The 16,564-nt window shown below is 55.7% G+C and carries 17 protein-coding genes; 7 read left to right on the top strand and 10 right to left on the bottom strand.

Annotation, left to right across the window (positions count from 1 at the left end; all coding sequences use genetic code 11):
- Positions 1-17: 17 nt before the first annotated feature.
- Positions 18-611 (bottom strand): SRPBCC family protein, encoded by a 594-nt coding sequence (locus AC5DB9_RS03465; RefSeq protein WP_022960020.1) that lies wholly within the window; start codon positions 609-611, stop codon positions 18-20.
- Between AC5DB9_RS03465 and AC5DB9_RS03460 the strand changes: the two genes are divergently transcribed.
- Together AC5DB9_RS03460 and AC5DB9_RS03455 are read left to right on the top strand one after the other, a co-directional pair.
- Positions 610-1,431 (top strand): pseudouridine synthase, encoded by an 822-nt coding sequence (locus AC5DB9_RS03460; protein WP_272994305.1) that lies wholly within the window; start codon positions 610-612, stop codon positions 1,429-1,431. The genes AC5DB9_RS03465 and AC5DB9_RS03460 overlap by 2 nt on opposite strands.
- Positions 1,432-1,520: 89 nt before the next feature.
- Entirely contained in the window at positions 1,521-3,119 is a 1,599-nt protein-coding gene (locus AC5DB9_RS03455) for a GMC family oxidoreductase (RefSeq protein ID WP_272994304.1), read from the top strand.
- On the opposite strand, the gene AC5DB9_RS03450 is transcribed toward AC5DB9_RS03455, so the two are convergent.
- Positions 3,120-3,992 carry a DUF2971 domain-containing protein gene (locus AC5DB9_RS03450; RefSeq protein WP_272994303.1) on the bottom strand — a complete coding sequence of 291 codons (873 nt, stop codon included), beginning with the start codon at positions 3,990-3,992 and terminating at the stop codon, positions 3,120-3,122. It abuts the gene before it with no gap.
- Positions 3,985-4,779 carry an alpha/beta fold hydrolase gene (locus AC5DB9_RS03445; protein WP_272994302.1) on the bottom strand — a complete coding sequence of 265 codons (795 nt, stop codon included), beginning with the start codon at positions 4,777-4,779 and terminating at the stop codon, positions 3,985-3,987. The genes AC5DB9_RS03450 and AC5DB9_RS03445 overlap by 8 nt, the downstream gene beginning before the upstream one ends.
- 52 nt (positions 4,780-4,831) lie before the next feature.
- Between AC5DB9_RS03445 and AC5DB9_RS03440 the strand changes: the two genes are divergently transcribed.
- Positions 4,832-5,629 carry a hypothetical protein gene (locus tag AC5DB9_RS03440; protein ID WP_022960015.1) on the top strand — a complete coding sequence of 266 codons (798 nt, stop codon included), beginning with the start codon at positions 4,832-4,834 and terminating at the stop codon, positions 5,627-5,629.
- Positions 5,630-5,641: 12 nt separating this feature from the next.
- Here AC5DB9_RS03440 and AC5DB9_RS03435 read toward each other — a convergent pair whose 3' ends face one another.
- From AC5DB9_RS03435 to AC5DB9_RS03425, 3 genes are read right to left on the bottom strand one after another with little or no spacing between them, the layout of a single operon-like run.
- Entirely contained in the window at positions 5,642-6,625 is a 984-nt protein-coding gene (locus AC5DB9_RS03435) for a HupE/UreJ family protein (protein WP_272994301.1), read from the bottom strand.
- The gene (locus AC5DB9_RS03430) at positions 6,615-7,418 is read right to left on the bottom strand and encodes a peptidylprolyl isomerase (protein WP_272994299.1); all 804 of its coding nucleotides are present in this window, start codon (positions 7,416-7,418) and stop codon (positions 6,615-6,617) included. The genes AC5DB9_RS03435 and AC5DB9_RS03430 overlap by 11 nt, the downstream gene beginning before the upstream one ends.
- Positions 7,415-9,349, bottom strand: a complete 1,935-nt coding sequence (locus AC5DB9_RS03425) for a DUF3604 domain-containing protein (RefSeq protein ID WP_286855466.1) — start codon at positions 9,347-9,349, stop codon at positions 7,415-7,417. The genes AC5DB9_RS03430 and AC5DB9_RS03425 overlap by 4 nt, the downstream gene beginning before the upstream one ends.
- Positions 9,350-9,604: 255 nt before the next feature.
- On the opposite strand from AC5DB9_RS03425, the gene AC5DB9_RS03420 reads away from it, so the two are divergent.
- Positions 9,605-9,775 carry a hypothetical protein gene (locus tag AC5DB9_RS03420; protein WP_272992546.1) on the top strand — a complete coding sequence of 57 codons (171 nt, stop codon included), beginning with the start codon at positions 9,605-9,607 and terminating at the stop codon, positions 9,773-9,775.
- Positions 9,776-9,813: 38 nt separating this feature from the next.
- Here the strand turns inward: AC5DB9_RS03420 and AC5DB9_RS03415 are convergent, their stop codons facing one another.
- Complete coding sequence (locus tag AC5DB9_RS03415) at positions 9,814-10,443, bottom strand: glutathione S-transferase family protein (RefSeq protein WP_022960010.1); 630 nt, start codon at positions 10,441-10,443, stop codon at positions 9,814-9,816.
- A gap of 179 nt (positions 10,444-10,622) precedes the next feature.
- Between AC5DB9_RS03415 and AC5DB9_RS03410 the strand changes: the two genes are divergently transcribed.
- From AC5DB9_RS03410 to AC5DB9_RS03400, 3 genes are read left to right on the top strand one after another with little or no spacing between them, the layout of a single operon-like run.
- Complete coding sequence (locus AC5DB9_RS03410; protein ID WP_286874143.1) at positions 10,623-10,949, top strand: PepSY domain-containing protein; 327 nt, start codon at positions 10,623-10,625, stop codon at positions 10,947-10,949.
- 9 nt (positions 10,950-10,958) lie between these two features.
- Entirely contained in the window at positions 10,959-11,642 is a 684-nt protein-coding gene (locus AC5DB9_RS03405; protein ID WP_272992543.1) for a response regulator transcription factor, read from the top strand.
- Positions 11,635-12,993 (top strand): ATP-binding protein, encoded by a 1,359-nt coding sequence (locus tag AC5DB9_RS03400; RefSeq protein ID WP_286855465.1) that lies wholly within the window; start codon positions 11,635-11,637, stop codon positions 12,991-12,993. Before AC5DB9_RS03405 ends, AC5DB9_RS03400 begins: the two co-directional genes overlap by 8 nt.
- 35 nt (positions 12,994-13,028) lie before the next feature.
- Here the strand turns inward: AC5DB9_RS03400 and AC5DB9_RS03395 are convergent, their stop codons facing one another.
- From AC5DB9_RS03395 to AC5DB9_RS03385, 3 genes are all read right to left on the bottom strand, one after another.
- Positions 13,029-14,723: a ShlB/FhaC/HecB family hemolysin secretion/activation protein gene (locus AC5DB9_RS03395; protein ID WP_272992538.1), complete on the bottom strand. Its 1,695-nt coding sequence runs from the start codon at positions 14,721-14,723 to the stop codon at positions 13,029-13,031.
- 23 nt (positions 14,724-14,746) lie between these two features.
- Positions 14,747-15,712 carry an OmpA family protein gene (locus tag AC5DB9_RS03390; RefSeq protein WP_272992536.1) on the bottom strand — a complete coding sequence of 322 codons (966 nt, stop codon included), beginning with the start codon at positions 15,710-15,712 and terminating at the stop codon, positions 14,747-14,749.
- A gap of 130 nt (positions 15,713-15,842) precedes the next feature.
- The coding region (locus tag AC5DB9_RS03385) for a hypothetical protein (RefSeq protein ID WP_491732027.1) at positions 15,843-16,564 on the bottom strand (722 nt) is incomplete at its 5' end.

The following is a 16,564-nucleotide window of genomic DNA, read 5'->3' as shown; positions in this document are numbered from 1 at the left end:
CTTTTTTTTCGCCCTTTTCAGGCAGCCCGCTTCTCAAGCAGTTTTCGTAAGTTGCGCAACATAAGTTTGACGCCCATATTCATAAACGGGCTGAATACCGGCAAGAAATAACGGCTAAACCCCTTGGGCTTCATCGCCATTGTCCAGCGCACACAACAGCAATTGGGGCCGGACTCTTCTACCTGATAACGTTCGGCAAAACTGACAATATTGTCTTTGCTGGAATGCGTGAAACAGAAAGCCATTTCACGGCCCCGCTCCCAAGCGATAAACTCCTCATACCCCGTCAAACCGCCCATCATATACACGGTACGCGTGGTACCAATACCGAAAGGCTGCGGCGAGGTCCATTCCACACGCTGAATCGGAGCCGCCCACACGGGCCAGTCCTCTGCATTTTCAAAGGACTGAAATACAGTGTCTGCACTCACGTTGATGACTTCTTCTGCCGTGTAGATAAATGGCGCAGATTCAAAAAAGGTCATATCAACCGATGTGCATGGAAATTTGTCTGCCACTGTCTTCTCCGCATAGTATTTCAGCGCAATATTTCCGCGCAGAACCGAATCTAACCCGCAGCCGTCATATCGACAAGAAAACGACACCAACATGACAAACTCTTCATCAAACAGCTCCGAAATCAGCACGAACGTCGTACAAGCCGATGAAACATTGCCGATTCTCTTCCAGGATGAATACGTGGTTGCCATTCACAAGCCGGCCGGTCTGTTGGTTCATCGAAGCCCCATCGACCGCCACGAAACCCGTTACGCGCTGCAGATACTCAGAAGACAGCTTGACCAGAAAATCTACCCCGTCCATCGCCTGGACAAACCGACGTCGGGCGTCATGCTGTTTGCGCTCAGCCGAGAAGCTGCTGGCCAACTGGGCAAGCAATTCAGCGAAAACACGATTCAAAAGGCCTACCTGGCGGTTGTTCGGGGTTACTCACCAGAGTCAGGGTGGATTGATCACGCACTGCGAGCGGATCCCGATCCCTACGCTGGACGGCCAGAATTTGGCGAAGCCAAGCCAGCCCGGACGTATTATCAGCGATTGGCGAGCCATGAAATCGACGTCGAGATCGAGCGCTATCCTCAATCACGCTACTCTCTGGTTCTGGCTGAGCCACTCACTGGACGCCCCCACCAGATTCGGCGTCACATGAAGCACATCTCTCACCCGATTATCGGTGATGCCAAGCACGGCAGAGGCCGACACAACCGCTACTTTGCACAGTCTCTGAACTGCCCTCGACTGCTGCTTCACACCACGCAGCTGCGATTTACACACCCCAAAACCGCGGAGCGCATTGTGCTCAACTGTCCGGTGGACGGTGTCTACGAGCAACTTTTGGAACGCTTCGGCTGGCTGGAAAGTGCCACAAAATTCGCAATACCCGAACGCCGGAAAAACGTTACAGACATATAACTTCACAAGTCAGACAAAGGCACTTAGTCTAGTTACACACTTAGTACCAACAGTGATACTTCAAGAAAAATAAATGAGGCAAGTACTCCGTGACCAAGCTCTATGACTACATTATTGTCGGCGCCGGCTCCGCAGGCTGCGCACTGGCAAACCGGCTCAGCGAAGATGGCCAACGCAATGTGCTCTTGCTGGAAGCCGGTGGCAAAGACCGCAACCCCCTGATCCACATCCCGCTCGGCTTTGCCTTTACCATGAAGCACCCAACACTCAGTTGGGGCTACGTCAGTGATCCGGAGCCGCATATGAATGGCCGCCGCATTGACCAACCCCGGGGCAAGGTGCTCGGCGGCTCCAGCTCAATTAATGGCATGGTATATATCCGTGGCCAGCGAGAGGACTATGATCACTGGGCGGAGCTCGGGAATACGGAGTGGAGCTACGAAAAGCTGTTACCGATCTTCAAGCGCTGCGAGGGTTATGTTGGACAATCCGGCGATGACTACCATGGCCGCGACGGCCAGCTCTGGGTTGACGACGTTCAAAATCGCTACGACATGGCTGAGCTATATGTCAAAGCCGCACAGGAAGCCGGTATTCCCTTCAACCCCGATTTCAACGGGGAGCGACAAGAAGGTGTTGGCTTCTATCAGGTGAATATTCGCCGGGGACGACGCCAAAGTACAGCCAAAACCTATCTACGCAACGCCGCAAAACGCGCCAACCTTCACATTCAAACCCATGCCATCGCCACCCAGATCCTGTTCGAAGGCCACCGCAGTTGTGGGCTGCGCTATTTGCAGAATGGCAAGGAAGTCACCGTGCGCTGCCGCGGCGAGATCATTCTCTGCGGCGGTACGATTAACTCGCCGCAGTTACTGGAGCTGAGCGGCATCGGCAATGCCGAGATGCTGTCTCAAAAAGGGATCAAGCCGCTTAAGAACCTGCCTGGCGTTGGTGAGAACATGCAGGACCACCTGACGGTGAATACCCAGCGCTCATTTGAGGGCGTCAGAACGTATTATGAAGACTCTCGCCCGCTGGCAATGCTCAACACGCTGATGAAGCTGATCTTCAAGGGCAGCGGAATGCTCTCGCACCCGGCTGCCCAAGTGGGGGTATTTTTCCGCACATCGGACGATGTAGCGCGCCCCGACGCCCAGATCCATTTCACTCCTGCCGCAGGTGATCAGGATGAAAATGGCCGTATGCTCACCGTGCCCGGCACGACCGCAACGGTATGTTACTTACGCCCCAAGAGCCGCGGTCACGTCCACATTCGCAGCGCTGATCCGCGTGAGGCCCCTGCATTTGTACATAACTACCTGGCAGAAGAGGAAGACCGTCGCGCGATCATTGCGGCAGTGCGCAAGACGCGGGCAATCTTTGAGGCCCCTGTTTTGGAGCCCTGGCGCCGCGAAGAGCTGATTCCCGGCGCCGATGTTCAGAGCGACGAAGACATTCTGGAATTTGTCCGCAACACCGGCGAGTCCGTCTACCATCCTGTGGGCACCTGTAAAATGGGTGACGATGAGATGGCCGTCGTCGACCAGCACCTGAAAGTCCACGGCCTCGAGGGGCTGCGGGTTGCTGATGCGTCGGTGATGCCGACCATTATTTCCGGCAACACCAATGCAACGGCCGTATTAATTGGTGAGCGCTGTGCAGACTTTATCTTGTCGGGAAAATGATCAACGCTGTCGATAGGGTATCTGACAATAGTCGATGCCCTGCGTCGGTTGAATGCCGTGCTTGCTGAGGCACATTTTTAAAGAGTTCATCGACAAGCTGATATTGGGTGTCGGCCCAAGGTATACGTGATCCAACAGCATGGATTCGCCCTGCTCCGCCAATGAAAACTTCATAAAGGGGACCAGCATGCTCCTCCCCTCACGAAAATACACCTTGGCCCCCAGGTAGTCGGAAATCACCGGCGATACCAGCCGCCACTCCTGCTCTTCCTCAAATGAGGGATGTTTGAGAATCGCTGCGATGCGCAGCAGATCCGTTTCCAGGTGTTGAAAGCGCTGAAACCATTGCTCCCGCTGATCACTGGCACTGCCTTCCGGTTGCGGCTCTGCCAACAACTCCACTGCGTCGATAATCTGCGCAATCAGCCGCTGCTGCTCCACCGCCTCATACACACAACGGCCCAACTTAAAGTGTTGCGCCGCAGCGCAGCTCTTGATGGCCTCGGCATTAAACCCAAGGCTGGCTCCCTTCCCCACTGAACTGTAGCCCCGCCACTGACTGAGCAAGTTGCCGTGAGAACGGAAGGAGGCGCCAAAGAGAATATGGCCGTTAGTAATTCGGTGCTGCACCCAGTCGAGAAAGGCATTCAGCAACCCAGGGTGAGGGTGCCCGGCCGCAATGCGCTGTTCGACATCGCGCTTTACCAAATCTGCCGTATGCCTCAGTTCTGCCGAGTCATTCATATAGCGGATATCACTGGCCCACAACACACCACTGCCGACAATACCCAGCACGCCCCCCAGCGAGGTGTAATGGTAGAGCGTCTCTGTGGGCTGCTGCGCGTAGAGACTGGCGGTAATCGCGTCAATCATTGCCGCTCGCCAGAAAGCCAGCCACCAGAGCGTTGAACTCCGCCGGTCTCTCTACATGAAGCCAGTGCCCAGTACCAGCGATGGTTTCCAAGCGACTATCCGGGAACTGACGTTGAATTCCCACCCGATTTTCGTCTTTGATATAGCGAGATAATTCCCCGCGAATGAACAGCGCTGGCGCCTTGTATACCCCTGTATCGGGTGCTGCCCGCAGCAGGTCATAGCAATCGGCAATCACTGGCAGATTCATCCGCCATGCCCAATGGTCACCATCGCGCATCAGGTTCTTGAGCAAAAACTGACGAATGCCTAACTCCGGCACAGCATCCTGCAAAAGTTGGTCGGCCTGTTCGCGGTTGCGCAAGGCACGCAAATCCATCGCCAGCAGCGCCGTAATAATAGCGTCGTGGCCTCGGCCGTAACTCACCGGGGCGATATCCGCGACAATCAGCTTACTGACATGGTCGGCCTGCGTTGCTGCCAGCTCCATTGCGACCTTTCCGCCCAAGGAGTGGCCCAGAACCGAGGCCGACGCGATGCCAAGCTCATCCATGGTCAACGCCACGTCTTTGGCCATCGACGGGATATCCATGTAGTCGCAGTGGGGAGATTTTCCATGGTTGCGCAAGTCCATACGCACTACCTGATAGTGCGCTTCCAGACTGCGTCCCAATGAGAGCAGATTGCTGGCTGAGCCAAACAGTCCGTGCAGTAATACTACCGGCTCACCACTACCTCTCGTCTCACTGTTCAGGCATACCGCGCCTGCTCCCAGTTCACTTCTCATGTTCTACCCCGGTTGTTAGAATGCCTGCGCATCCGAATAAATAGGTACCGCTGTGAAAAAAACGCTTCTGATTGTTACCGCACTGATGGCCGTCATCACCAGCGCCTGTAGCTCGGTGAGTTACAACCCAACGGTATATGACTACTTCATCGCCAAAGAGTCTCTGGCCAAAAAGCCTATCAAGAAAATCATCATAGCCAGCGTTAATGTCAGCGGTGAGCCAACGCGCTCCATGTTAAGGGACAGCGAGGGGAAAATCGACGGCATGGTTCAGGATTATCTGACCGCCAATGGCTACCAGATTGTGCCGCAGCATATCTTCAATAACGCTTGGCAGCAGGCATTGCTGAACTTCGGCGATTTCTACGACCCGACTACCGGCAAGGTTGATCAAGTGGGCTGGCAAAATGTGATGGGCGCTACGTTCAAAAGCCTGCAGGAACACAAAGAGATCGACGCCGTGCTGTTTACTGACCTTATGGTGCACGATATTCAGCACAGCGCAGGGATGAAACATTACGCCCGTTGGTACGGCGTCACCCGAGAGCCGGCCACCGAGGGCGCCACCGCCAGTGTGCCCTCTGATTTCAACTGGACGCAGATTATCAAAGGGGCCAGCCTCGCAGTCACGATCTACAGCAGCGAAGGGCAACCTCTGTTCTCCAGCCGCGGAGGCCTGGACACCCTGCATGCAATCAATTCTCGGAAATCCCAGCGCAGCTTCGTGCGCAGGACAAAAATACTGAGCAACAGCCGCAATATCGAAGAAGGTATCGAGCTGGGCTTTCACCCGCTGATTCCGATGAAGCGCTATCCCGCACCGCCGAAGCAAACAGCCGAGAACCAGTAAGCGTACTCTTCGCTACCACAGGCTAGTGGCTGCACGGGAGACCATCCAATACATCGCGCAGCCGCCCATCGTGTAAATCGACAGCAGGCGCGCCGCAAACAGCGGCGTCTCGCCACCGTTGACCGGAATCCGAGCGATCAGACCAAACACCAGCGCCAACATGGCGATAAACAGCAACTGCCCCACTTCCACGCCAAGATTAAACAGCAGCAGAGCGGTCAGCTGTTGTCCCAGCGGCAAGCCCAGCTCCCCTAATACAGACGCGAAACCGAGGCCATGCAGCAGGCCAAACCCCAACACCAATAAAGCAAATCCAGAACGCGTCACATCGGTGGGCCTGGTGTTGATACCCAGTGCGAGTACCAGTATCGAAGCGGCGATCGCGACTTCCACCAGACCCGTGTCGAACGATACCAGCCCCGTGCTGGCGGCTATCAATGTCAGGCTATGTCCAAGGGTAAACGCGGTGACCCAAAGCAATCGCTGCCGCCAGTGCTCGGAGATCAGAAACAGCCCCAATACGAAAAGCAGATGATCAAAACCGATGAGAATGTGGCTAATCCCCCACTGCAGGTATTGGACAACGCCATGAGGCTTCTGATCTTTGTTCTCGAGTACATATCCCGGTTCATCGCTATTTAACAGCAGCTGCTGCTCATCGCCCTCCTCCGGCCACCACCTCAGCAATACCGCACTTTGTGAGGGGCTGAGGTCCTCCACTCGCACTTCTGGTTGGCTGCCACACTGGACATGAAACTGCCATTCCAATGCAGTGCCCTGACGCGTTGGCGGCCCTTCGCCCAAACGTCGGCAGTCCGCCGAGAAGCTCAGCGCCAGCGCTGCACTGCCATCCGCAGGCAAGCGCCAATTGACCACAATAGTGCCCGAGGGCAGGCTCCTCAGCTCCAACAGGGCTGGCGCCAGCTTATGGGCATGTGCCGGGGTACAAAGCAGACCGAGTAGCAACAGAAGCGACAACACGGAACTACGTGGCATGACAGAGGTTCCGGTATTTATCCCGCAATCGCGTCAGGGCTGATGCCGACATTTCCGATGGTGGCGATGGCACCTTGATCAGCTCCTTACGGCGATCGACCACCCGCAACACATGCCAACCATAGGGCGACTGAACCGGCCCAAACCACTGCCTCAAAGGTAGAGATGGCAGAGTCATATCGGTACGGTCTCCAAACAGGGCATCTACCCTGGCTTGATCCAGTCCCATCAGCGCGCCACCGTGGAGGAAGGGTATGGCTTCACTGTACTCGCCGTTGGCGAGCGCCTGCTCGGCGGTCGACCTTTCCCGGAACAAATACTGCTGAAAATCGACCCGCCAAGCCTCATTTTGAATCGCAGCAGACGAAACCTCAGGCGCTGTCGCCGTCATCATGGCCTCCATGCGTTGCAGTAAGCGCCGGCGAATGACCACATCACCCAGAATAAGCGCCTCAAGCAATGGGCTATCCTTTTCCAGCCCCTGGCCCTCCAGCTTCAGGAAGCTCATGTCCCGATTGAGGCGTTGCTGAATCACCACGTCCTCCCGGTGAATACCTAGCAGCAACGCTTCTTTCAGCAACATGTCCTCGTCCATCAGGCTTTGCTGCACGCCGTAAAGGTCCACCGGCTGCGACGGATACAGGGCTCGCCACTGACGAGAGCGCTCCGCCACACTGGCCGACGACGGGCAGTCCAGCACACGATATTGGTAGGTTTCCCAGCGAGTCACGCTCGCCGCCAGCAATATCGCCAAACCAGAAAAAATCGCCAGCCGCCAAAGCCCCCGCCTCACTCAGCCTCCTCTTTTGCCTGATGCACCCAAATCGGAGAGCTCCATGCCCGCTCTTGAATAATCGGTCGGTGATCCGCGCGACAGCAGTCCTCATAGCCCGCCTGGATTGTCTCAGGCTTACTGCAATCCACCCCCTGCGCCACGCAGATCTGCTGGCTCCAGCGACAACGAGGTACCTCCAAGACACGGGCATAATAGTAGCTGCGGCTTTGCGGATCGTAGTCGGGATCACGCCACACCTGGCAGAGCTGCGCAGCGCCGCTACCCACAAGCTGGCAGCTGAGCGGATCGACAGATGCCGCAATACCAGAATCGACGATATCCACAACGGATTCCTTGCGCTGCCCGTCCGCGCCAAGCTGCCCTTTAATCAACTGCACTTTTTGCAGTGGCAGCCCTGGCGAATTCGCGGTCCCGACATCCATCGCAGCAAGTATCGCAAAAACCGGAGCCCCGTCCTTTTCCAACGTTAATTCACTGCCCATCGGTACGCCGTGCTGATCAGCCTGCTGCGCAAATTCGTCTGACTCACACAGGTTCTGTGGCATGTCGGCTCCCGCAAAAACCCGCAATCCAATACGAGGCCCGCTGGTGGCGTAGACCTCGCGCCGCTCAAGCGCAGCGAAAATCGACTCCCTGCTGTTTTCCTCCGCCCAGACTGCCGCCAAGCCGCCAGGATTAAACTCCAGGTCGTCGGGCAATCCGGGGGGTAATTCCTGACCTGCCGGTTGGCCAGCGCCGCCATGCCCCGGAAAATTATCCTCGCTCACGGCGCCGGGCGCGGAGATGTGTGTATCGGTACTTGCGATAACACCGAGGGTGTAGGGGTTTATATTTTCCTTGTCTTGTTGTGCATAGGCCAGGCCATCGCTCAGCACGTCTCGCAGGAATCCCGCATCGCTCTGCGCGGGTTCACTCAATCGGCTGGAAATTTTGCCGACAAACTTGCTACGAAAGCTGCCGTAAGGCAATTGCTCAAAGGCGCACAGCTCATCCTGCGTATTGAGCGGATCAAAAAAACATTCTGAGGCGCCTTTGTGCTGCATGATTTCAACAAGACGCTCTAGCCGTGAGCGTTGCTCCGCCCGACGAGTGCCCAACTCAGTATTGACCTCATCCAGCACGAACATATAGCCATCACTGAGGTTGCTGTTATGAGGAATAACCAGTGCCTGGCAGGCGGGTAAATCCGTGCCGGGACCGCAGCGCGCATCAAGCCCGTCCCACAAGGCCGGTGCAGAAGGCGCATCGATAAAGGAAAAAGGCAAGCGCGGCACCTGCGCGTTACGGAAGATGATGTTGCGATGCAGGTTAGCGAGGTTTTCAGCCGCCCCAGTCCACTCGTAAGCGACAAAGCTGGTGAATGCACAACGGTCATTCGCGGCTTCAGCTGATAATTGGATATCTTGCCAGGGACGCATCGCGGCCTGACGACAATACTCCCCGTCCTCGCCGCAAAAACCCATGCGAACGGCTCTGGCCGCTTGCGTATTGAACAGGAAAAAAGCCCCTCTGGGCCAGTGACGATACAACTTGCACTGCCAGCTTCCATAGCCCTCGTCATCCGGGCTGTTGCAGATTTCACGTTCTCCCAGCAGCTCTGCATGATCGGTCACGGCCGCAAAATCCAGCGGCCGCTCAAGTTTCAGCTGACGCAGCGCCTCGCCATTCTCCAGCCAGGGCTGCAGAGGAATGCTCTCTCCACGAGCAAAGCGATACGCATCAGCCGGCCCCGTTCGCGTTCCCTGTGTACTAGCATCGAGTGAATACTTTGTGTGTACATGTAAATCGCCAAAAAAGAGTTGGCGCTCATCGGTCCATTCGGGGCAAGTATCGTCACTGGCAAGCAGCGGCGGCGAAAACAAGCACCCAACCGCACATGCAAAGAGTAACGCGCCAGTGGCCCTCACCTGGGCTCCTATCACCGACATATCCTGCTCCTTATCATTATTATATTAGCGAAGATTCTAAAGAGGCAGCGAGCGGGTAACATCACCCATATGGCAGATTCAGCCTGGGTTAACGCTATCGGCGGTATACTGAGCTCGAAATGCTAACAGGAGGGAATCCCATGTTTGCAAGAATCATGACCGGCTTGCTGATCCTAGGACTGCCTGCTCTGGCATTGGCTGACCCCAGACCTGTACCACAAAGCTACCAAATGCGTCACAGCACACACTCGTATCATGGCTATCACGACCGACACGCCTCGTCGTGGGCGTATCGACAAGGCTATCGCGATGGCCTGCGCGACCAGCGGTATCGCAGCAATTATCACCGCGATTATCGCCACCGCCTGCAAGCAGGAACGCGTTACCACCAACACGGACCGCGATGTGGCCACCGCCCATCGTTGAACACTAGAGTGAATGTGTACTGGCTGCGCTAGGTCCTGTCACTCACCGAAGCGCTTTTTCATGTCGGCAAACCATTGAACCAGCGCTTCGCAATCTTCCGGAATACTACGTTTTACCCAGCCGCAGAAACCCAGCACGACATAGAGGTCAATATCTGCCTGACTCAGTTGCTCTCCGACGACGAATTCCCGTCCGGAAACAACCTCGTTCATCGATTGATAGAACGCATCCAAACGCAGGTGCCCTCGGTCAACCAGCTCAGGGATTTGAGGCACATTCAGCGCGCCGGGTAACGCGCGATCTTTGAATACCGGATTCCCGTTACGCAGGACTTCAGCCACGGCAGCCAAGCCGTCCACATACAGCCGCTGACAGAAGGCAATGACTTTTGCACATTCCAATGCATCCTTGCCAAAAACCGACTTTTCGGGATACAGGGAATCGAGGTAATAGCAAATAGCGATCACGTCGCTCAGCACCTCGCCGTTATCCAGCTGCAACGCGGGCACCGTCCACTGCGGATTAATTGCTGAGAACTCCGCGCTCATTTGCTGACCTTTCGTAAGGTCCACCTGCTCTGCGTCTAATTCAACGCCTTTGTATTTAAGTAGCAGCGCGACACGGCGCGGATTGGGTGCAGGATCATAGGTGTAAAGCTTCACCGTCATCTTCCTTTTTATGCTGTGACTTGAATCTGGGTTCAGCGAAAGTTAAGCCGAAGCTATCCAAACTGCAAGTACGGTCAGATCACTGTGAAATACAGGCAGGAGCTGAAATTCGCTACGTTACTGGGTTAAGCTTGGCACAGGACACATAGCCTACCGACCTCAAACGCCCAACCAGCAAAGTGTGGAATATGGCCCGTTATTTTTTATTCGCCGCATTGATATTTGGCATCGGCACAGCGCCGGCCACGAGCTTTGCCGCAGGTTTGCTCGACCGCGGCGGCATCAACCTGCCCAGAGGCAATGGTGCTCTGGGCTCGCCCTCTCTAAACGGCCAGCTGGAACATCAGCGCCTGCAGCCTCAGTTGACAGCCCGGGACGCCATCGCCATTGCCGAACGCCGCTATGGCGGCCGTGCTGTGGGCGCGAAGAAGATCGGTAATGCCTACAAAGTGCGTATTCTCCAAGACGATGGAAAAATAAAAAACGTCATTATTGACGGCAAATAGGTAGCAAGCATGCGTGTACTCATCGTGGAAGACGAACCACTCCTGCAGGCGCAACTCTTGAAGTATTTCACCGAAGCTGGGTTTGCCTGTGACGCCAGTTCAGACGGAGAGGAAGCCGCCTACCTCGGGGAAGAAACGCCCTATGACCTTGCGGTTGTCGATATCGGCCTACCCAAGCGGGACGGCATTAGCGTGATCAGTCAGTGGCGCCAACAAGGTATCAAATTCCCGGTACTGGTCCTCACCGCTCGCGACAGCTGGCAGGATAAAGTCAAAGGCTTGGAATCCGGCGCTGACGATTACGTAGCGAAACCCTTTCAAATCGAAGAAGTCCTTGCCCGCGCCAATGCCTTGATCAGGCGCTCAGCGGGATTCGCCAGCCCTCAGCTGGCGTTCGGCCCCGTCGTTATCGACACCGCCGCGAAATCTGTCAGCGTCGACCAGCGAGCACTGGAATTAACCACATTTGAATACAATGCGCTTGAATACCTCGTCATGCGGAGTGGTCAGGTAGTATCGAAGTCGGACCTTACCGAGCACCTGTACGATCAGGACTTCGATCGAGACAGCAATGTTATCGAGGTCTTTATTGCCCGTTTGCGCAAAAAACTCGACCCCGATGGCAGCCTCAAGCCGATCACAACCCTGCGCGGCCGCGGCTACCGTTTTGAGCTGAAGGAAACCCATGCCTGAATGCCCCACGCGGCGCAGCTCTATCAGCCGCCGGCTCCTGCTGGCCATGAGTTTGAGCATGCCGGTACTTCTCGGCCTGACGGGGCTAGCTATCGACCGCGCCTATCACAGCAGTCTGATCAAGGCGGAAGAAAACCGGCTAAAAACACAGTTCTTTTCCCTGCTTGGCGCGGTTGAATGGAATGGTGACCGCTTCGATACCAGCGACCGCTTGAAAGAGCCGAGATTCTGGCAATTCCGGTCGGGACTGTATGCTGATATTCAGGGCTTGGATGGCGCACTTTACTGGCAATCCCTGAGCGCAGACACCCTTCAACTGCCGGGTATTCCCTCAACAGAAAAAGGACAACGCTTCGGACAAGACTTGTTCGGCGAGTTCATCATTGATCAGCGCGCCTTCCTCTACTACCGCTATTACGCCCTGTGGGAAACCGATAATGGCCGCGATATTCCCATCCGGTTTTCGATTTACGCCAGTAAGCAAGGCATGTTGAATGAACTGAGGCAGTTCCGCCGACAACTCGCACTGTGGCTGAGCATGGTTGCGCTGCTGTCTCTTGCGCTGGTAACCGGGCTGCAATTCTGGGGCTTAAAACCCCTTCGGAAACTGGCCAGAGAACTGCGACATCTGGAAAAAGGCGATACTCATCAACTCAGCGACGACTACCCTGAAGAACTTAGCGGGATTACGCAGAACCTTAACCAGTTACTCGAAAAAGAACGGCGACAACGGGAGCGGTATCGCAATACCCTGGGCGACCTCGCTCACAGCCTGAAAACGCCACTGGCCGTGCTTCAGAACAATCAGTTGGATGACGAAAGTCGACGGGAGCAATTGAGCCGCATGGACGATATTATTCGGCACCAACTGCGTCGAGCAGTCAGTGGAAGCGCGGGAAAACTGGGGCCTCAAACACCCCTGCTGCCGGCGCTTGAGCGTCTCCGTAATACACTAATGAAGGTCTATCACAGCAAAAACCTTGAGATTCACCTGCATATCGACGGCAACCCCAGCGTTGCCGTCGACGAAGACGACTTGCTCGAGCTACTTGGCAACCTGTTAGATAACGCCTGCAAAGCTTGTCAAAAACGCGTCACGCTCTCGACATCATCAGCACCAGGCACAGAAGCACTGCAACTATGTATTGATGATGATGGCGCAGGATTGCAGCCCAGTGAAGTGGAAGCTCTGTTGGATCGCGGACGACGGGGAGATCAATATGGTCAAGGCCAGGGGCTGGGATTAGCTATTGTCCGCGATATCGCGGATAGCTGCGATATCGGGCTTGAACTCGTCAGCCGTGAACAGGCGCCCGGCGGCCGGGTGCGACTTACCTTTCCACGCCGCTGACATTCCCCACAAATCGCGAGCCAGCTTTGCCCCAGTTAGAAGTTAACCCTCAATCGCCAGAAGAAATCGGCCTCAGCAGCCTCACGCACTTCCTCATCAATATTCTGATCCGATAGCGGTCGCGCAATTACCAATTCCGTCTCCATCAGCTCTTGATAGCTGAACCGAAAAGACACGCCGATATCGCTGAGCATTCGCGTATCGCCGTCGGCTCCGCTGGCATTCTCAAACCAGGCTTCTCCGCGCTCAACATAAAACGCTGGTGTGAAACGCAGACCTGCAATAGGTAATTCGACAGCCGCCAACGTGGCCTTGGCGTAGTGTCCGGAGTCACCCACCAGCACACCAGGCATATAGGCACTCAAGCCATTATTACCGCCGAGAAAATACTGCTGCTGAAGGGGAAGCTGGGTATTGTCAGAGTACTGGCCGCTGTAACTGAGCGTGAGTTCGACGCGCTCTGTCAGTGACGTCTGGAACGACAAGCGGGGCTTAAAGATCGTGAATTCACTGCTGCGCCGGCCCAAGTTGACCGCGCCCTCAGTATCGTCCGTACCCAAGGTACCGGAATCGGACTTAAAGCCCAGATCAACGAACCCCTGCACCGCCAGTTTACTCGGCAGGCCCCACAAGCGCATGAGCTGATTGTATTTCAGTCCCAACTCGAGACTCTGCTGCGGCTCATCAAGCAAGTTTTGCCCACGCTTTACATCAATACGGGAATCAACATCTTCGAGTCGCTGCGTAAATGTCAGGCGATAAAACGCATCACTGAGAAGCACCTGCTCGCCCGTTAGCGCAAGTACCGTCGTCTCTGCCTCAAGAGCCAGCCGTCGATCCTCAATGCTCGTTCCGCCGCCAACAACAATCAGGCCGTCATCAATCCCGAGAATCGAACACAATGCCTGCAGCGCGCAGGCATCCAGTGTAAACAGCGGATCGTCTGGGCTCTGAACACGGGCATCGACAAAACGGGCATAATCCACGCGCCGCGCCTCAAACCCATACAGCCCCCATGGGCTGGGGCTATTCAGGCGAAACGTATACCCATCGTAAAAATCACCACCATTGACCTCACCAAACTCTGTCAACGCGCGATCGTAGGAAAACTGCACCTCCAAACCATTACGAAAATTATGTGTCACGGAGCCACCGGCAAAATAACGCCCTAAAAACCGGTTACCGTAGTTATTCGCCGCAAAACTGAACTCGGTCGGATCATAATCCTGCTGCGATTGCTCGTTGAGCACCAGCGTCAGCGCGCTCGGGTCTTTACCCACCTGATAACTCACGCTGTAGTCCATACCCGCTCTATCGCTTTTCAAATTCGCCAATACTCTCTGAGCATCGAATTCGCGGCGACGCAGGTCGTCATCGCCGATCAAGCCGCTAAAATATCCCCGAATCGAATCAGGCGCTTTTACATCCGCCAAGCGGCCATGTACGACATGGGCATAAATCACATCGCCACGCTGCGCAAAATAAACCGTAGTCAGCAGGTGCCCCAACTGATAGTAAGCCTGATTAATGGCATTTATCGCCTGTGCCGGGGTCTTCGCATTACGCATCAGCAGGTCGAGCTGGTCAGCACTCAAATGGCGATTACCAGTGATATGAAGGGAGTAGCCACCTACCTCGTACATCGCCACAGGGAGCTTGGCTGCGGCGTGCTCTACACGCTCAGCAGTCCATGCCTGAGGAGGGATCACTGGTGGTAAATCAATAGCCATAGTTATTCTGCCTGTGAACCTTGTTATTTCCCGCCTGCGGGAATCGCGCGCAGTTCTACGCGCCTATTTTTTGCTCTTGCCGCATCTAACGCGGCGCCACTGAGTCCAGAAAGGGACTCCTTCGGTCGGCTTTCACCGTAACCAACCGCATGTAAACGCTCTGCAGCCACACCCTCAGCAATCAGGAAATCAATGACGGCAAGGGCACGCTCAACAGAGAGCCGCATATTACTCTCTTCATCGCCCCGATCATCGGTATAACCGGCGACTTCGATACTCAAAGGAACATTGGCGGCAGATTTGAGAATTCTGGCCGCCTGACGCAAAACCGCGCCAGAGGCGGTATCCAGCAAGGCGGTACCCGTCGCAAAGCTGACGCCTCTTAACTCCAGCGCCTGACGACCATCAAAATGGCAGCCACTGGGCAACACTACCGCGCCCTTGGGCGATTGCAGACAGCTATCTACGTCATCACAAACACTGTCACCATCAGCATCCTCGCACTGTCGGGCGGTACTCGCTTGCATTTGAGCAGACTCGCGCTGCCCCTGTTCCCCGAGCCGATCCGACGACGCGTCCGCTGACAGTCCACTCTCATCTTCGCCGGAAAGGTCGATAGTGAGGATTTCTGGCGTGATATCTTCTCCGCCCGCCGTCTCCTGTAGGAACTCGATAACCGGACTATCGCCGCCGATATTGTTGAGCAACGGCGCCAGTGCGCTGTCAGAGCCCGGCGCATTTCCCAAGGGTTCAGCAGGAGCCCCCAGCAACAGGATGTCCTGCCCCGAGAGGCCGCTGCCAAAAATACTATCGTCGTTCAGGGCATCCAGTGACAGCGCCGACAAATCATCATCACCGCCGGTGGCCGCACCTGGGATATTGGTATCGACGCCAACCCCCAGCACATCGACAGAGATCAGCTGCGCATGCGCCCTGACGGATGCCACCATCAGGACCAACAGCAGATATGTCAGTAGCCGGTTATTCAAGGGTTAACGCCTGTTAAAAGAAAACTCTCGCTAATGGCGAGTATTGTTATACAGCGTGTCACAACATGAAAGTAAAAAAGCCAGCCCCTGGGGGCTGGCTTTTGAGCGCTTACTCTTACAGCAAACTCACTCAGGGAGTGGGTACGCTGAACTCCGGCTGTTGGCCGTCAAAGCTGTACGAGACCGAAAATGCGTCAGACTCGAAAGAGAACGCAAAGGAGAACGGTGCGGCCGGGGTATCACCAGCATCACCACCCTCTCCCGCTCCAGTCAGCATATCCAGTACCGGTTGCAGAGGGTTGTCACCTTCCATATCGCCTGAACCGGCATTCTGGAACTGATCAATCAACGGTTGCAGTGGGTTGTCACCACCGGCACCTTGCAGTTGGTCCAACAGCGGCTGAAGCGGGTTATCGCCACCGGCACCACCGCCCGCCATGTCACCCAAGCCAGTCAGCTGATCCAGCAGAGGTTGCAGCGGATTGTCACCCCCAGAGGCAGGAGCAAAGCCCATCAGATTGTCTTGCAGACGACCCAAGGCGTACTGCAGTGATGCGGGAATGACTGTGACACTGGCCTGTATGCCAGCGGGGTCGGTAACCAGCGTATCAACGACATCGGTAACCGCATCGACAGTACCATCTTCACCCGCCACATCAGCAAGCAGGTCATCAACCGTTTTTGTCAGCTGGAGAACGTAAGGAGCGAGGGGGTTTTCACCACCACCGCCAGCGCCGCCACTCAGGCCAGCCAGTTGATCCAGCAGCGGTTGCAGCGGGTTGTCGCCACCACCGGCACCTTGCAGTTGGTCAAGCAGAGGCTGCAGTGGGTTATCACCACCGCCAGCGCCGC

Source organism: Spongiibacter sp. (assembly GCF_984394615.1).
This window is presented reverse-complemented; position numbering and strand designations above follow the sequence as displayed.

Coding starts and splice junctions, on each gene's coding strand:
- AC5DB9_RS03400 (WP_286855465.1), top strand. CDS start 11,635: ATGCCTGAATGCCCCACGCGGCGCAGCTCTATCAGCCGCCGGCTCCTG.
- AC5DB9_RS03465 (WP_022960020.1), bottom strand. CDS start 611: ATGTTGGTGTCGTTTTCTTGTCGATATGACGGCTGCGGGTTAGATTCG.
- AC5DB9_RS03395 (WP_272992538.1), bottom strand. CDS start 14,723: ATGGCTATTGATTTACCACCAGTGATCCCTCCTCAGGCATGGACTGCT.
- AC5DB9_RS03445 (WP_272994302.1), bottom strand. CDS start 4,779: ATGAGAAGTGAACTGGGAGCAGGCGCGGTATGCCTGAACAGTGAGACG.
- AC5DB9_RS03415 (WP_022960010.1), bottom strand. CDS start 10,443: ATGACGGTGAAGCTTTACACCTATGATCCTGCACCCAATCCGCGCCGT.
- AC5DB9_RS03435 (WP_272994301.1), bottom strand. CDS start 6,625: ATGCCACGTAGTTCCGTGTTGTCGCTTCTGTTGCTACTCGGTCTGCTT.
- AC5DB9_RS03450 (WP_272994303.1), bottom strand. CDS start 3,992: ATGATTGACGCGATTACCGCCAGTCTCTACGCGCAGCAGCCCACAGAG.
- AC5DB9_RS03425 (WP_286855466.1), bottom strand. CDS start 9,349: ATGTCGGTGATAGGAGCCCAGGTGAGGGCCACTGGCGCGTTACTCTTT.
- AC5DB9_RS03420 (WP_272992546.1), top strand. CDS start 9,605: ATGGCTATCACGACCGACACGCCTCGTCGTGGGCGTATCGACAAGGCT.
- AC5DB9_RS03405 (WP_272992543.1), top strand. CDS start 10,959: ATGCGTGTACTCATCGTGGAAGACGAACCACTCCTGCAGGCGCAACTC.
- AC5DB9_RS03460 (WP_272994305.1), top strand. CDS start 610: ATGACAAACTCTTCATCAAACAGCTCCGAAATCAGCACGAACGTCGTA.